Genomic DNA, 14422 nt, shown 5'->3' on the forward strand with positions numbered 1-14422 from the left:
AGACCGCGCATGCCTGCCAAAACCGCTTGTACCGCCCCGCACCACCACGTTCACGACGCCTCTGACTTCGTGAAGGTGGTCGAGCGCGTGTGCACCGAACGCGGGCTGCGCCTGACCCCGATCCGGGCTAACGTGCTGCGCCTGATCGCCGAGGCCGGCAAGCCGGTCAAGGCCTACGAGCTGCTGGAGTGGGTGCGCAACGGCAAGGGCGTCGGTGCCGATGCCCCGCCTACGGTGTACCGCGCGCTGGATTTCCTGATGGCCAATGGCTTCGTGCACAAGCTGGAGTCGGTGAACGCCTTCGTGGCCTGCCACCATCCCAGCAGTGCGCAGCACTCGGTGCCGTTCCTGATCTGCAACAGCTGCCACAGTGCGGTGGAACTGGAAGACCGCGAAATCGTCAGCCAGCTGGAGAAGCGGGCCAAGGAGCTGGGCTTCCAGCCGCAGGCACAGACCCTGGAAGTGCATGGGCTGTGCGCGCGCTGCGCGGGCTGAAACCCCGGTAGCTACCGGCCGGTGGTCGGTACGCTGTGTTTGACGAAAATGCCGCACTCTGCGCGGCATTTTTCATGGCGCCGGTTCACGACCCGCGTCCGCCGTCTCCACCCGCACCACCACCGACATGCCCGGCCGCAGGCGCTTGGCCAACGGTTGATCGGGGTCGATCGCGATCCGGATCGGCAGGCGCTGCACCACTTTGGTGAAATTGCCGCTGGCGTTGTCCGGGCGCAGCACGCTGAATTCCGAACCGGTGGCCGGGGCGATCTGTTCGATATGGCCGTGCAGCCGCTCACCGTCGAAGGCATCCACCTTGAACGATGCCGGTTGGCCGATGCGCATTTTCCAGGTCTGGCCCTCCTTGAAGTTGGCCACCACCCACAGCGTGTCCGGCACCAGGAACAGCAGCTGCGACCCCGCCGTGACGTATTGGCCCAGGCGCACCGACGCTTCGCTGATCTGGCCGTCGCGCGGGGCGTGGATGACCGTGTTGGCCAGGTCGATCCGGGTCAGCTCCAACTGCGCCTGCGCGGTTTCCACGCGCGCTTCCAGGCTCTTGCGTGCGACCTGGGTGGAGGTCAGGGTTTCTTCGGCGATGCGGATCTGCGCCTGCGACTGCAGCACCGCCGATTGCGCCGATTGCGCGCCGGTGCGGAACTTGTCGCGGTCGTTGAGCGCCACCAGCTGCTGCGCCGCCAGTGCTTCATAACGCTTGAGTTCGCTGCGCGCGCGCGACCGTTCGGATTGCCCGGCGGCCAGGTTGGCCTGCGCGGCGGCGATCTGCGCGCGGTTCTGCGCCTGGGTCTGGTCCGAATTGGCCAGCGCTGCGTGTGCGCTGTCGAGATCGGCCTGGGCCTGGGCGACCTTCTCCCTGTAGATGCGGTCGTCGATGCGGACCAGGGCGTCGCCCTGTTTGACGTGCTGGAAGTCCTTGACCAACACCTCGGTGACGTAGCCGTTCACCTGCGGCGCCAGCACGGTGATCTGGCCGCGCACATAGGCGTTGTCGGTGCTGACCAGGGTGCTGTCGAACGGCCACAGCGACCACGCGCGCAGGATCAGCGCAATGCCGAGCAGGGCGATCACGATCATCACCACCACGCTGCGGGTGCTGGGCTTGAGGTACTTGGGCACCGTCGGAGCGGCATTGGCCGGCACCGGGCCGGGCGCCGGTGCGGCGTCGGTGGGCGGTGGCGGATTGACGTCGTCGGGCGCGGCGTCGTCGCGCGGTGGTGGAGTGGGCATGTCGGGGCTCATCGGCGGGCCGCGCCAGCGGCGGCAGGAACGGAAAGGACGGCAGCGTGGCGCTTGCGCCATTGCTTGAGGACGGCGGTGCGCACCGACAACAGCAGCAACCAGCCCAGGAAGGCCAGGGCCACCGTGCCGCTGAGGGTGAACACGTCGTTGTAGGCGCGCACGTTGGCCTCGCGGCGGGTGGTCAGCGCCAGCTGCGCGGTGCCCTGCGCGCTGCGCTGCACCGGGTCGGTGATCAGGCCGGCATACAGCTGCTGCTGTTGCTTGAGCCGTTGGGCGACCACGCCGTCGGCCGGGTCGAGCTGGCTGACCAGCGCGCTGGAATACACCTGCTCGCGATGCAGCTGGTAGGTGCCCAGCACCGCCGAGCCGGCCAGCCCGCCCAGGGTCTGGGTGATCGACAGGGTGACCAGGAAGGTGATCATGTGGTCCACGCCCTGTTTCAGCGCCTGGGTGATGCCGAGCATGATCAGCGGGCCCATGAACATGCCCGCGCCCACCGACGCCAGGAACTGGCTGAGGAAGAAGTCGTGCGGGCGGTCCAGGCTGGTCCGGCCCTGGTCGGCGAAGGCGGCGCTGCCCAGCAGCAGGATCGCCATCAGCAGCTGCGGAATGATCCGCTTCGGGCCGAAGGTCAGTGCGCTGGTGGCGATGCCGGTCACCACCCCGGCCAGGATCACCGCGAACAATGGCCGCATCTGGTCGGGCCCCATCCCCAGCTGGCGCATCAACCCGACCACGCCGTAGGTCTGTTCGGCAGTGAGGAAGCGGATCAGGAAGGCGCCGACGATGAAGTGCAGCACCGGCAGACTGGTCAACCAGCGGATCTGCAGCAGGGGGTTGCGCCGGTAGTACTCGATGACCACCGCGGTGGTGGTCAGCGCGATGGAGGCCACCAGCGCCCAGCCCAGCCACGCGGTATCCATCCACCAGCGCGTATAGCCCTGGGCCAGCACGACCACCAGCAACCCCACCGCCGGGGCGAGCAGGGCGAAGGTGAGGAAGTCGAGCGGCTCGAAGGCCTTGATCTGCATTCCCGGCGGCAGTTTCAACACCACCACCGCCGCGAACGCACACAGCGCCAACCCGGCTTCGAACAGGTAAAGGTTGTGCCACTGGCCGGTATCGACCAGGCCCGGCGAGACCAGCCAGGCGATCGGAATGGCCAGCTGCGAAATCCCCACGCCGACCACCAGCAGGTTGCCGGTGAACCGGCGCGGCAGCGACTGCAGCATGTACAGCGTGCCCAGCGTGCTGCAGGCCGCGCCGGCGAAGCCGCTCGCCGCGCGGGTGAGCAGAGTGGTTTCGTAGCTGCCGACAAACAGATGCACCACCGCGAGTGCGGCATACAGGCCCAGCCCGATTTCGGCGAACAGGCGGATGCCGTATTGCTGGCGGAACTTGAAGGCCAGCAGGTTGGCGGTGACGTTGACCATCGCGTAGGCGGCCACCAGCCAGCTGCCCTGGGCCGGGGTCAAGCCGAGCTGGCCCTGCATGAAGGGCAGGTTGGCGGTGACCAGCGCGTTGCCCAGCCCACCGGTGATGCCCACCAGCAGCGCCACCAGCGCATAGGCCACGCGCCGGTGCGGCGGATGCCACGGCATCGACGCCGACCCGGGCAGGGTCGGTCGTTCGTGGTCTTCCCAGTCTGGAATCGGTTTGAGGTACGACGGCATCACACCTCCCCGTGGACAGCTCCCTGCAATCCGCCGCGCAGCAGTTGCAGCGCACGCGTGGCCAGTTGTGCGCGTTCGTCGCGGGTCTTGCCCCGCAGCGCGGCTCCCAGCATGCCTGAGATCAGTGAAATGTCCGTCACCTGCAGGTCCGCGCGGCACAGGCCGGCGGCGATCGCACGCTGCATCGGCGCTTCGAGCAGGTTCCAGATGGTCTGCCGGGCGGCCTTGATGGTGGGTTCGTCCGGGTCCACCGCGCGCCAGTAGTCCGACAGCGCCGGCGACTGCACGATGCGCGCAGCCATGCCGTTGAGCACTTCAAACAGCGCATCGTCGCGGTCGCCCAGGGTCTGCACCTGGCGTGCGATCCGCGCCACCGTGCGTTGCAGCAGGGCTTCGACCAGCGCGGTGCGGTCGGGGAAGTTGCGGTAAAGGGTGGCGCGCCCGACCTGCGCGCGTTCGACCACCAGGTCCAGGGGGGCGGTTACGCCATGCTGGCCGAAAACCGCATCGGCAGCGTCGAGGATGAGTGCGCGGCGAGCAGCCGCGTCGGCACGTTGGCTGGGCATGGGCCATCATCGGACAAAGGTGTCCGAATGAAAAGGCGGCACCCGCCAATCAGTCGGGTGCCGCAGGGGAAGATCAACAGCCTGTGAACGTCACGCGGTGGCTGCTGCCATGCGCGGCATGCGGGCTTCACGGATGGGCAGGTTGACCACCGCGGCCAGTGCGGCCAGTACCATGTCTGCGTACCACATCCATTCAAAACTTCCCGACTGCGCCAATGCCACGCCGCCGAGCCACGCGCCGAAGAAGCCGCCGAGCTGGTGCGAAAGCAGGGTCAGCCCGAACAGCGTGCCCAGGTAGCGCGGGCCGAACAGTTTGCCGACCAGGCCCACGGTGGGCGGTACCGTGGCCAGCCAGGTGAAGCCCAGCGCGGCGGAGAACAGGTAAAAAGTCATCGGGGTGGGCGGTGCCAGCAGGTACAGGCCGATCATCACCGCGCGGCTGGCGTACATCCAGAACAGCAGGTACTTCATGCGATAGCGCTGGCCCAGCGCGCCGACGATCAGGCTGCCGGCGATGTTGAACAGGCCGATCAACGCGATCGAGGTGGAGGCGACGGTCGGCGACAGGCCGCACAGGGCGATCTCGCCGGGCAGGTGGGTGACCAGGAAGGCGATGTGCAGGCCGCAGGTGAAAAAGCCCAGGTGCAGGCACCAATAGCTGCGGTCGCGCAGGGCGATGCGCAGTTGAGCGCGCAGGCCGCCATCGTCGATGGCATTGGCGGCCGCTGGGTGGTCATCGGCGCGACGGCGCAGCGGCCATGCCAACGGCAGCGAAAGCAGGGTGACCACGGCCATGGTGACCATGGCGCGCGCCCAGCCGGCGCTGCCGATGATCCATTGCACCAACGGAGCGAACACGAACTGGCCCAGCGAGCCGCCGGCATTGATGAGGCCGGCGGCGAACGAGCGCTTCTCGGCGGGCAGGCGATGCGCGGTGGCGCCGATCAATACCGAGAAACTGCCCGCGCCGGCACCGGCGGCCATCAGCAGGCCCAGGGTGAAGCTGAGCCCGAGCGGGCTGGTCAGCAGTGGCGCGAGCAGCAGGCCGGCAGTGAGCAGCACCGCGCCGAACACCAGCACCGGCAGCGCGCCGCGCTGGTCGGCCACGGCGCCGAACACCGGCTGCACGGCCCCCCAGACGAACTGCCCGATGGCCAGTGCGAAGCTGATCTCGACGACGCTGACGCCGGTGCTGCGATGGATGGGATCGACATATAGGCCGCTGGTCTGGCGCACGCCCATGGTGACCATCAGGATCGCGGAGGCGGCGACGAGCAGGCCCCAATGCATGGACGGTGCACGTGCAGGGCTGGAGGGAGTGCTCATGCGCCGGCTCCGGCCGCCAGGGCGTGGTCGAGCTGGTCGAGCAGGGCGTTCAGGCGGGTGGTAGAGGCGGTACCGAAGTCGGTTTCAACGTGATCCTGTGCACGTTGCCACAGCGGTCGGGCGCGGCGCAGGAGGGCCTTGCCGGCGGCCGTGATGACGATGAGGCGCTGGCGCGCGTCGTCACCGCGCTGTTCGTCCAGCCAGCCGGCCTGGAGCAGCGGCTTGAGGTTGCGGGTAAGGGTGGTGCGGTCCATGCCGAGGGCGTCGGCAAGCTCCCCGAGCAGGCGTGGCTGCGGGGCACGACGGAGGATGGAATAGGCGTTGAGGCTGAGCCCGAGCGGGGCCAGGTGGTGGTCATAGATCTGCGAGAGCTGGCGCGCGGCGCGGCGCAGGCGGAAGCAGGTACAAGGGCTGGCGGTGAGCAGGTCCATGGGGGCAAGCCGGGTGGGATGGCTGGATGATACGTGTATATGCACGTAAAAGGGTGGCTGCCAGTGCCTGCAGGTAAAAGAAAGGTTCTTCGCACGACGGCGGGGAAGGCACGAGGCGCCTCGCTCCTGGGCTGGGCCGGGGTGGGCGGGTTCACGGGACACGCTGCAAGTACGTCCATGTAAGCTCCTAAGCCGCATCCATGCGGCTCAGGGTCCCGTGAACCCACCCACCCCGGCCCTCGACAGTTGATTGGTGGCCTTGGGCAGAGCCAAGTGCAACAAACTGGTGTCCTTTCGACGCGTTAGAGGCGACAGAGTGGTTCCTGCGTTTTGATGGAGCAGCGGCAATTTGCCTGCAGATGCACTGGAAGCCTCGCTTTCCTGTGCGCGCCAGGAACGTGTCAAGGGCAGGTGCGGGTGGGTTTGCGGGACCCTCCACCGCATGGATGCGGTGGCGGAGCTTACACGGACGTACTTGCAGCGTGTCCTGCAAACCCACCCGCACCTGCCCAATCCAGTTCACGCATGCACTCACTGCGGTTGCTCTGGACTTGCTTCGGTGTTCAGCAGTCCCCGCAGTTGGGATAAGAACCAAAAAAGGGGGCCTTGCGGCCCCCTAAGGGTAAGAACAACGACTCCAGTGGTGAAACCGGTGGCTCAGAAGAACGCGCGGATACCGAAGGCGACGCCGCGGCCGGGCAGTGGGGAGTAGTCGCGCAGCAGCGAGGTGTGCGGGCGCACTTCGCGGTTGGTCAGGTTGCTGCCATCCAGGAACACCTCGTAGCTGTTGCTGTCGTTGCGGTCCCAGCGGTAGGCCAGGTGGGCATCGACCAGGGTGTAGGCATTGCTCGGGTCTTCGTTCTGGGCCACGTCCTTCTGGCTGCTGTAACGTACCGCGCCCACCGAGGCGCGCCAGCCGTCCTTGTTCCAGCGCAGGTCCGCGCCGACCCGGGCCGGCGCGATGCGCGGCAGGTAGCCGGTGTTGGCCAGTTCCACGCTGTAGTTGTGGTTGTGGTCGCCATGCGGTACCGCGATGTCCACGTTGCGGCTGCCGTTGCCATCCAGCTCGGCCTTCACGTAATCGCCGAACACGCGCAGGTCCCAGTCGCCGGCAGTGCCTTCAAACAGATGCACCAGCGCCTCGGCTTCGGCGCCCTTGAAGGTCGCGTCCTGCTGCGTCCACAGGCGCACCGGCAGCGACTCGACCACGCCGGTGTCGGCCAGGTAGATGAAGTCCTTGAACCGGGTCTGGTAGATGGACGCGGAGAAATCGACGCGCTCGCTGTGCGTATGGATGCCCAGTTCGATGCGCTGGCCACGTTCGGTCTTCAGGTTCGCATCGCCGATTTCCAGCGAGCGCGTCGCGATGTGCGCACCGGCGGCGTACAGCTCTTCATTGGTGGGTGCGCGCTCGGAGCTGTCCACGCCAAAACGCAGATCGACCGCCTCGTTGAGCGTCCAGATGCCGGCGGCCGACAGGTTGGTGGCGTCGAACTTGCGGGCGCGGTAGTCGCCGGTTGGATCCAGCTTGACCTGGTCGTGGCGACCGCCCAGTTCCAGCTTGAACGGACCGAACTGCTTTTCCTGCAGCACGAACAGCCCGATGTTTTTGGTGCCGGTATCCGGAACGAAGGCTTCTTCGCCCTTGGCGCCGAAGTCGCTGTTGCCGACCTGCAGGCCGAACGCGCCGTCCCAGCCGCCGATCTGCTGCTGCACCGCTTCCAGGCGGCCTTCGATGCCACGGTTGGTGAAGCGGGTGGCGGGGGTGCCCGCTTCCAGCTCGGTGTGCTCGTAATCGGTGTAGCCGGCGCGCAGGTTGATGTTCTTCAGGAACGACACCGGGTTGTAGATGCCGCCCTTCACTTCGAAGCGGTTCTGCACCATGTCGATCCGCACATCGTGCTCGTCGCCCTCTTCTTCATCACCATGGTCATGGTCGTGATCATGCCCGTGGTCATCGTCGGCATGCACATGCGCGCCGTTGGGAATGCCGTAGTTGGTGCGGTAGGTGCTGGCCGAGGCGCCGAGGTAGCCGCCGTCGCCCAGCCAGGTGGCACCGACGCCGCCGGCGCGTGTGCGGATGGAGCTGTTGTCCAGGCGGCCACGACGTGGTTCGTCGCTGTCGCCGGCGTCGTGGCCGTGGTCGTCGTGGTCTTCCAGGCCGTCGATCACCGCGTAACCGGGGATGCGGTAGTCATCGCCATTGCGGACCAGGCCGTCCACGTGCAGCACGACATTGCCGCTGACCCCGTCGAGGCGGAACATGCCGCTGCGCTCGTCATTGACCGAGTTGCCGCGCAGTTCGGCACGGCCGCTGAGCGGACGGTCCGGCAACTCGCGTGCGATGCGGCCATCGACCACGTTGACCGCGCCGCCGATCGCGCCGCTGCCGAACAGCAGCGTGGCCGGGCCCTTCAGCACTTCGATCTGGTCGGCCAGGAACGGTTCGATGCTGGTGGCATGATCGGCGCTGACCGTGGAGGCATCCATGTTGCCCATGCCATTGGACAGCACCGCCACGCGCGGGCCTTCCTGGCCGCGGATGATCGGGCGGCCGACGCCGGGACCGAAGAAGGTGCTCTGCACGCCGGGCAGCTTGGCCACGGTATCGCCCAGGGTGCCGGCCTTCTGCTCGTCAAGGCGTTCACCGGCCAGTACATCGACCGGGCGTGCCAGCGATTCGGCATCGCCCTGCAGTGGCGAAGCGGTCACCTTTACCGTGGACAGTTCCGTCAGGTGGTGGCCACGAGGGCCGGCATCGTCGGCGGCCAGCGCCAGTGAGGGAATCAGCGCGGCGGCGAGCGCGAGGGACAGGGCGTGCGGCGGAAGCGAGCGGGTAGGGCGCATGGGCAGTAGGTCCGTCAGTCGATTGTTACAATATATCAATGGTGGGGCGCGCGATTCCCATGGAACGAGACGTTGCAGAGGGGAGGAGGGGAGAGGGGCGGTGCGCGCGGGGATTGATGTTATATTATTCCATAACGCTCGCCGACCCTGCTGGAAGTCATGCCCCTGTTTGCTCGAGTCCGTCATCTGCTGGATCGCTTCGGTGCCACCGGTTCGCTGCTGTGTGCGGTGCACTGCGCCGTGCTGCCGGTGCTGCTGGCCGCTGCGCCGTCGCTGGGCCTGTCGGTCTGGCTGGGCGATGGGGTGGAACTGGCGCTGGTCAGCTTCGTGACCCTGCTGGGCCTGTTCAGCCTGTTCTGGGGCTATCGCCGCCACGGCGCGCTGCGCGCGCTGGGGTTTCTGGTGCCCGGCTTGGCCGCCTTGTGGCTAGGCCTGCTGTATGCCCCGTTGCACCATTCGGTGGTACCGCACGCGGTGGTGATGACCTTGGGCGGTGTGCTGGTGGGGGTCGCGCACCTGGTCAACCTGCGCTTGAACCACGGCCACGTCCATGACGCCAGCTGTGCGCATTGAGGCGCTGTGGTAGGCTTTCTGATCGTGCGCGGGGGCGCCTGAGAGGGCGGCCCCGTCGAACCCGTGTCAGTACGGGGATTAATCAGATTTCAGACTAAGGAGTTGACGACATGGGTAAGGGTGACCGCAAGACCGCCAAGGGCAAGCGCTTCAATGCCAGCTACGGCAATTCGCGCTCGCACGTGGTGAGCAAGGCGGCCGTGGGCGCAGCAGCGCCGGTCGCCAAGAAGACCGTTGCCAAGGCACCGGCGAAGAAGGCCGTTGCCAAGAAGGCTGTCGCCAAGGCCGGTTGATTCCGCCTGGCGGGTCAAAAAACGCGGCGCTTGCGCCGCGTTTTTTTTGGTTCGTCTCCCATCAGTGGGAAAAACACTAAAGCGCGTTTGGGTTCCTGCATCTGGCCAGGCAGGGGTGGGGTGAGTTCAGCGTCACCACCAACGGTGGTGACCTACCTCCGCAAGGGGCCCCGGACGCTCGCGTCATAGCCAGGCGAAGCCCCCTCAAGCTGCTGCCGCCCGTTGGCTGAGCCTCTCCCCTCACAGAGGAGAAGAACCTTTTTTCTTCCCGCGCCGCCTTGAAGGTCGCTGTACGCAGCGCGAGGCAAGGCGCGGGTTGCCTTCAGCGCAGTGCCGGCAGCAGCGTGGCCGGATCGCCATCGTTGGGCGCGGCCGGTACCCCCAGCAGGCGCGCCAACAGCGGATACACATCCACGTTGTCGAACCCGGGCAACGTCTGGCCCTGCCGGAACGAGGGACCGCGGGCGATGAACACCGCGCGCATCGACGGCAGCAGGTTGTCGTACCCATGCGAGCCGCGGATACCCGGCTCGCGCGTGGCGACGCTGGCGCGGCTCAGCGCATTCCAGCCTTCATGCATCTGGCACACGATCGGCGGGATACGCGGGTTGCTGCCGTACTGCCAGCGCGCCGGCAGCGTCTGCCGCGTCCAGCAGTCGTAACGGGCGTGCGCGCCGAGCAGGATCTTCTCGGCCTGGGCGTGCTTGCCGGGCAGTGGCGCAAAGCCGATCGACTGGCCCATCGATACGTCCGTGGCGATGCTGGGGTCGATCATGTCCTCGATGGCGATCGTGTGGCCGTCGGCAACGGTAGCCATGCCGTGGTCGGAGACCACGATGATGTTGGTGCCCGCGGCCAGGCCGCGCGCCTGCAGCCCGTCCAGCAGGCGGCCGATGGCGAGGTCCACCTCGGTTATCGCGGCCGCGTACTCGGGCGAATCGGGGCCATGGCCGTGGCCGGCGTGGTCAACCTGCTCCATGTACAGCGTGACCAGGCGCGGCGCCTGCGGGTCGGTCCGGCCCACCCAGCCCAGCACCTGGTCGACCCGGTCGGGCAGGGGCACGCTGGTATCAAAGGTGCGCCATTGGCTGGGACGCACGCCCTGGATGGCCGCTTCGCTGCCCGGCCAGGACCAGGTGGCCGTGCGCACGCCCGCCTTCTCCGCACCGACCCAGATCGGTTCGCCGCCCCACCAGCGCGAATCGGTGACCGCCTCGCGCCGGTTCAGGCGGAAGCTGCCCAGCTCGGCTTCGTGCATGCTGTTGTGGATGATGCCGTGGTGGTCCGGGCGCAGGCCGGTGACCAGGGTGTAGTGGTTGGGAAAGGTCAGCGACGGATAGGACGGGGTCATCCAGCGCGCGCGGACGCCCTCGTTGACGATCCGCGACAGGTTCGGGGTGATGCCGCGGTCGAGCATGTCCGCGCGCAGGCCGTCGATGGAGACCAGCAGCAGCTTGGGCGTGGCGGCCGGGGGTGTTGCCACGGTGGCCGCGGCGACCGTGGCCGACGGAGCCGACGGTGTGGTGGTGCAGGCGGCCAGGCTGAGTGCGGCCGCCAGGGCCAGCGGAAGGCGTACGGAGATCATGCGGCCATCATAGTGCGCCGCGGTGACGTGACGAAGACAGCAGCTGCGGATGGGCAGAACCTGGCGCTAGGCGAACAGTGAATCGCGCGGGGCTTCCAGCTGCAGCAACGCCGCCTTGGTGGGCAGGCCGCCGCCGAAACCGGTCAGCGCGCCGCTGCTGCCGATCACGCGGTGGCAGGGCAGCACGATCGGCAGCGGGTTGCGGCCGTTGGCCGCGCCCACCGCACGGCTGGCGGTGGGGTGGCCGATGTGTCGCGCCAGATCCACGTAGCTCCAGGTCTGGCCAAACGGGATGTCGGCCAGCGCCTTCCACACCCGCAGCTGGAACTCGGTGCCGTGCGGGGCCAGCGGCAGCTCGAAGTGCTGGCGCTCGCCGTGCAGGTACTGCAGCAGTTGCTTTCGTGCATCGCGTAGCGCATGCGCATCGTGCTGCCAGTGCTCGCGCCCCTTGGCGTCGTAGCGGTTGTTTTCAAACAGGATGTGGTGGATGCCCTGGCTGTCGCCGGCCACGGTCAGCGCCCCGATCGGGCTGTCGAAGGTGTCGTAGAACAGGTTCATTGGTTGGCTCCGGAAGTGGGGGTGGACAGATGCCACAGGTGCAGCACGGCATAGGCGCGCCATGGGCGCCAGGCCTGCGAGCGCGCTTCGGTGGCGCGTTCGCTCAAACGGGTGGTGCCGCCCAGCACCTGTTGCAGTACCAGGTCGCCGGCGGGGAACGCATCGGGCAGCGCCAACGCACGCAGGGCCATGTAGTGCGCGGTCCACCGGCCGATCCCGGGCAGCGCCACGCAGCGTTCGACGAAACTTTCCAGGCGCTGTCCGGCCGCGAAGTCGAGGCGGCCGTCGGCGACGGCAGCGGCCACCGCCCGCACGGTGGCGGCGCGGGATCCGGGCAGCCCGATGGATTCCAGCGGTGCCTCGGCGAGCACCTGCGGGGTGGGGAACAGGCGGTCCAGGCCTTCCGGCATATCCGCCAGTACCTGGCCGAAGCGATCGACCACGCGGCGCGCCAGGGTGGTGGCCGCGGCCACGCTGACCTGTTGGCCGAGTACCGCGCGCACCGCCACTTCAAATCCGTCCCATCCGCCCGGTACGCGCAGGCCGGGACGTTGCGCGATGCCTTGGGCCAGCAGTGGTTCCTGCGCCAGCGTGGCGTGCACGATGCGCAGGTCGGCATCGAGGTCGAAGATGCGCCGCACCCGCCGTACGATGCCGGGGATCGCGCGCGGATCCACCTGGCCCAGCTGCAGCTGCAGCTCGGCGCGGGTGGGATGCGCGCTGACCCGGAGCACCGTGGGGCGCTCGGCGGGGCCGATCACGCGCTGGTAGCTGTCCGCGCCGATGCACTCGATGCCGGGCAGGGCACGCCGGCGCAGGAAGCCCAGCATCGCGGCGAAATCCAGCGGCGGGCGATAGCCCAGGCGCAGGGTGAGCGCACCTGCATCGAGCGCGCCGCGCTGGCGGCGGATGGCCGTCGGTGGCATGCCGCAGCCTTCCAGGAAGGCGGCATTGAAGCGGCGCAGGCTGTTGTAGCCCGATGCCATCGCCACGTCGGTGACCGGCAGGGCGGTTTCGGTCAGCAACTGCTTGGCCAGCAGCAGCCGGCGGGTGGCGTGGATCTGCGCCGGGGCTGCGCCCAGCCGGGCCACGAACAGGCGCTGCAGCTGGCGCGCGCTCAGGCCCAGCCGCACGGCCAGCGCGGCAACCGGGGCGTCCTGCAGGAAGCCGTCCTGGATCAGCGCCAGCGCGCGCTGCAGGGTTTCGTTGTTGAGTGCGTCCTGCGCCTCCGGCGCCAGCTCCGGCCGGCAGCGCAGGCAGGGGCGGAACCCGGCGGCAGCAGCGGCAGCGGCGGTGGGGTAGTAATCCACGTTGCGCGGCTTGGGCGGGGGTGCCGGGCACACCGGGCGGCAGTAGATGCCGGTGCTGCGCACGGCGGTGAAGAACACCCCGTCAAAGCGCGCATCGCGGGCCAGCCGGGCGCTTTCGCAGGCGGTGTAGTCCAGGGGCAGGGCGGTATCCATGGGGCCCAGTCTATGCCCGCCGGCTGGGGCAGGCTCGCCGTTTTCGGACAGCAATGCGGGGGTGGGACGGTGTGGTTCAGGACCGGTTCGCGCGGCAGCGGTCGCGCGCACTAGACTGTGCATTCACGTGCCGCTGCGCGCGCTCCTTCGTACAGGTCCCGGATCGTTCATGTTGCTCAAGTCGTGGTGGTTGTCATTGTTGTGCCTGGGCCTGGCGGCGTGCAGCCCGCTGGAAAACCCGGGCAATGTCACCGCCGCCGACAAGGCGGTGCGCGCGCAGACCGCCGATGGCGACCACATGGTCTCGATCAACGCCGCCGACGCCCCTGCGCCGGCACCGCCGCCGCCCAAGCGCGGTGACCAGGGCTGGCCGGAGGCGGCGCTGGAAAATGGCAAGGCCTGGGTCAGCTGCGATACCGACTACGCCGCCGAGGGCGGCGACGGCACCGCGCTGGACGCCCTGGACCGCGACAGTATCGATGCCGCGCTGGCACCGTGCGCCGAGCGTGGCCTGGTGCGCGTGCGCTATGTGGGCAAGATCAATCCCGGCTTTTCCGAGCTGGTGGCGCGGTTGGCGGTGGTGGCCGACGCACAGCGCATCTCCAAGCGCATCCTCGACCTGGATTCCAGCGGTGGCCAGGTGGAAGCGGCGATCGTGGCCGGCGACCGCATCGGCGAATCCAACTGGACCATCTGGATCCGCGAGGGCTCGGTGTGCCACAGCGCGTGCGTGTTCGTGCTGGCCGCCGGCGACAACCGGCTGGTGGCCGGCAAGGTCGGCATCCACCGGATGATGCGGATCAGTTCCAAGGCGACCTCGCGTGCCGAGCTCAACCGCGAGCTCCACGAGGTGTATGACAACGTCAAGGACTACCTGCAGCGCAATGGCGTAGCGGTGGGCGTGGCCGACCTGATGATGACCGTGCCCAACCGCAGCCTGCGCCTGCTGACCAGCGACGAGCTGCGCCAGTTCGGGCTGGACGGTACCAACGCGGTGCAGGACGACCTGGAGCGGATCAAGCAGATGCGCAAGTGCGGCGATGATTTCGTGCGTCGCAAGGATGCCTTCCTGGTCGCCTTCGACCAGGAGTGCAAGCACGAGGGCAGCGAACTGGACGCGGTCAACAGCTGCGGGCAGACGCTCAAGCAGCGGTTTGGATTCCCTGATGCGACCTGCCCGGACGAAAGCCCGTTGTCGGAAATCGATGTCTCCACGTTGTTGCCGTCCCGCCTGGCACCGGGGCGCGAGGCGCCGGTCGAGCGCACCGCCAGTGATGCCGGCCAGCCGCCGGCGGAAACCGCCGAACGCAACTGACGGACCACTCACGGGGTTCCCGTAGACTGGCGCGGTC

At 68.0% G+C, this 14422-nt stretch carries 13 protein-coding genes; 4 read left to right on the top strand and 9 right to left on the bottom strand.

Annotated elements, in window-relative coordinates; genetic code table 11:
* Window positions 1–9: 9 nt before the first annotated feature.
* The gene (locus AC3IR9_RS06290; protein ID WP_489294787.1) at window positions 10–495 is read left to right on the top strand and encodes a transcriptional repressor; all 486 of its coding nucleotides are present in this window, start codon (window positions 10–12) and stop codon (window positions 493–495) included.
* A 72-nt stretch (window positions 496–567) separates the two neighbouring features.
* Here AC3IR9_RS06290 and AC3IR9_RS06295 read toward each other — a convergent pair whose 3' ends face one another.
* From AC3IR9_RS06295 to AC3IR9_RS06320, 6 genes are all read right to left on the bottom strand, one after another.
* Complete coding sequence (locus AC3IR9_RS06295) at window positions 568–1743, bottom strand: HlyD family secretion protein (protein WP_489294789.1); 1176 nt, start codon at window positions 1741–1743, stop codon at window positions 568–570.
* 8 nt (window positions 1744–1751) lie between these two features.
* On the bottom strand, window positions 1752–3431 hold the full coding sequence (locus AC3IR9_RS06300; protein ID WP_489294791.1) for an MFS transporter: 1680 nt from the start codon (window positions 3429–3431) through the stop codon (window positions 1752–1754).
* On the bottom strand, window positions 3428–3994 hold the full coding sequence (locus AC3IR9_RS06305; protein WP_489294793.1) for a TetR/AcrR family transcriptional regulator: 567 nt from the start codon (window positions 3992–3994) through the stop codon (window positions 3428–3430). Before AC3IR9_RS06305 ends, AC3IR9_RS06300 begins: the two co-directional genes overlap by 4 nt.
* A gap of 90 nt (window positions 3995–4084) precedes the next feature.
* Entirely contained in the window at window positions 4085–5320 is a 1236-nt protein-coding gene (locus tag AC3IR9_RS06310; RefSeq protein ID WP_489294795.1) for an MFS transporter, read from the bottom strand.
* The gene (locus tag AC3IR9_RS06315) at window positions 5317–5751 is read right to left on the bottom strand and encodes a MarR family winged helix-turn-helix transcriptional regulator (RefSeq protein ID WP_489294797.1); all 435 of its coding nucleotides are present in this window, start codon (window positions 5749–5751) and stop codon (window positions 5317–5319) included. Before AC3IR9_RS06315 ends, AC3IR9_RS06310 begins: the two co-directional genes overlap by 4 nt.
* A 657-nt stretch (window positions 5752–6408) precedes the next feature.
* The gene (locus AC3IR9_RS06320) at window positions 6409–8598 is read right to left on the bottom strand and encodes a TonB-dependent receptor (RefSeq protein WP_489294799.1); all 2190 of its coding nucleotides are present in this window, start codon (window positions 8596–8598) and stop codon (window positions 6409–6411) included.
* Window positions 8599–8757: 159 nt separating this feature from the next.
* On the opposite strand from AC3IR9_RS06320, the gene AC3IR9_RS06325 reads away from it, so the two are divergent.
* Together AC3IR9_RS06325 and AC3IR9_RS06330 are read left to right on the top strand one after the other, a co-directional pair.
* The gene (locus AC3IR9_RS06325; RefSeq protein ID WP_489294801.1) at window positions 8758–9171 is read left to right on the top strand and encodes a MerC domain-containing protein; all 414 of its coding nucleotides are present in this window, start codon (window positions 8758–8760) and stop codon (window positions 9169–9171) included.
* Between the two features lie 110 nt (window positions 9172–9281).
* Window positions 9282–9464, top strand: a complete 183-nt coding sequence (locus AC3IR9_RS06330; protein ID WP_489294803.1) for a 30S ribosomal protein THX — start codon at window positions 9282–9284, stop codon at window positions 9462–9464.
* Between the two features lie 322 nt (window positions 9465–9786).
* Here the strand turns inward: AC3IR9_RS06330 and AC3IR9_RS06335 are convergent, their stop codons facing one another.
* From AC3IR9_RS06335 to AC3IR9_RS06345, 3 genes are all read right to left on the bottom strand, one after another.
* Complete coding sequence (locus tag AC3IR9_RS06335; RefSeq protein WP_489294805.1) at window positions 9787–11049, bottom strand: alkaline phosphatase family protein; 1263 nt, start codon at window positions 11047–11049, stop codon at window positions 9787–9789.
* A 66-nt stretch (window positions 11050–11115) separates the two neighbouring features.
* Window positions 11116–11607, bottom strand: a complete 492-nt coding sequence (locus tag AC3IR9_RS06340) for a methylated-DNA--[protein]-cysteine S-methyltransferase (RefSeq protein WP_489294807.1) — start codon at window positions 11605–11607, stop codon at window positions 11116–11118.
* Entirely contained in the window at window positions 11604–13070 is a 1467-nt protein-coding gene (locus AC3IR9_RS06345) for an AlkA N-terminal domain-containing protein (protein WP_489294809.1), read from the bottom strand. The genes AC3IR9_RS06340 and AC3IR9_RS06345 overlap by 4 nt, the downstream gene beginning before the upstream one ends.
* A gap of 169 nt (window positions 13071–13239) precedes the next feature.
* On the opposite strand from AC3IR9_RS06345, the gene AC3IR9_RS06350 reads away from it, so the two are divergent.
* Window positions 13240–14385 carry a COG3904 family protein gene (locus AC3IR9_RS06350; protein ID WP_489294811.1) on the top strand — a complete coding sequence of 382 codons (1146 nt, stop codon included), beginning with the start codon at window positions 13240–13242 and terminating at the stop codon, window positions 14383–14385.
* The last annotated feature ends 37 nt before the right edge of the window (window positions 14386–14422 follow it).

The organism is Stenotrophomonas sp. GL_101 (assembly GCF_057835675.1).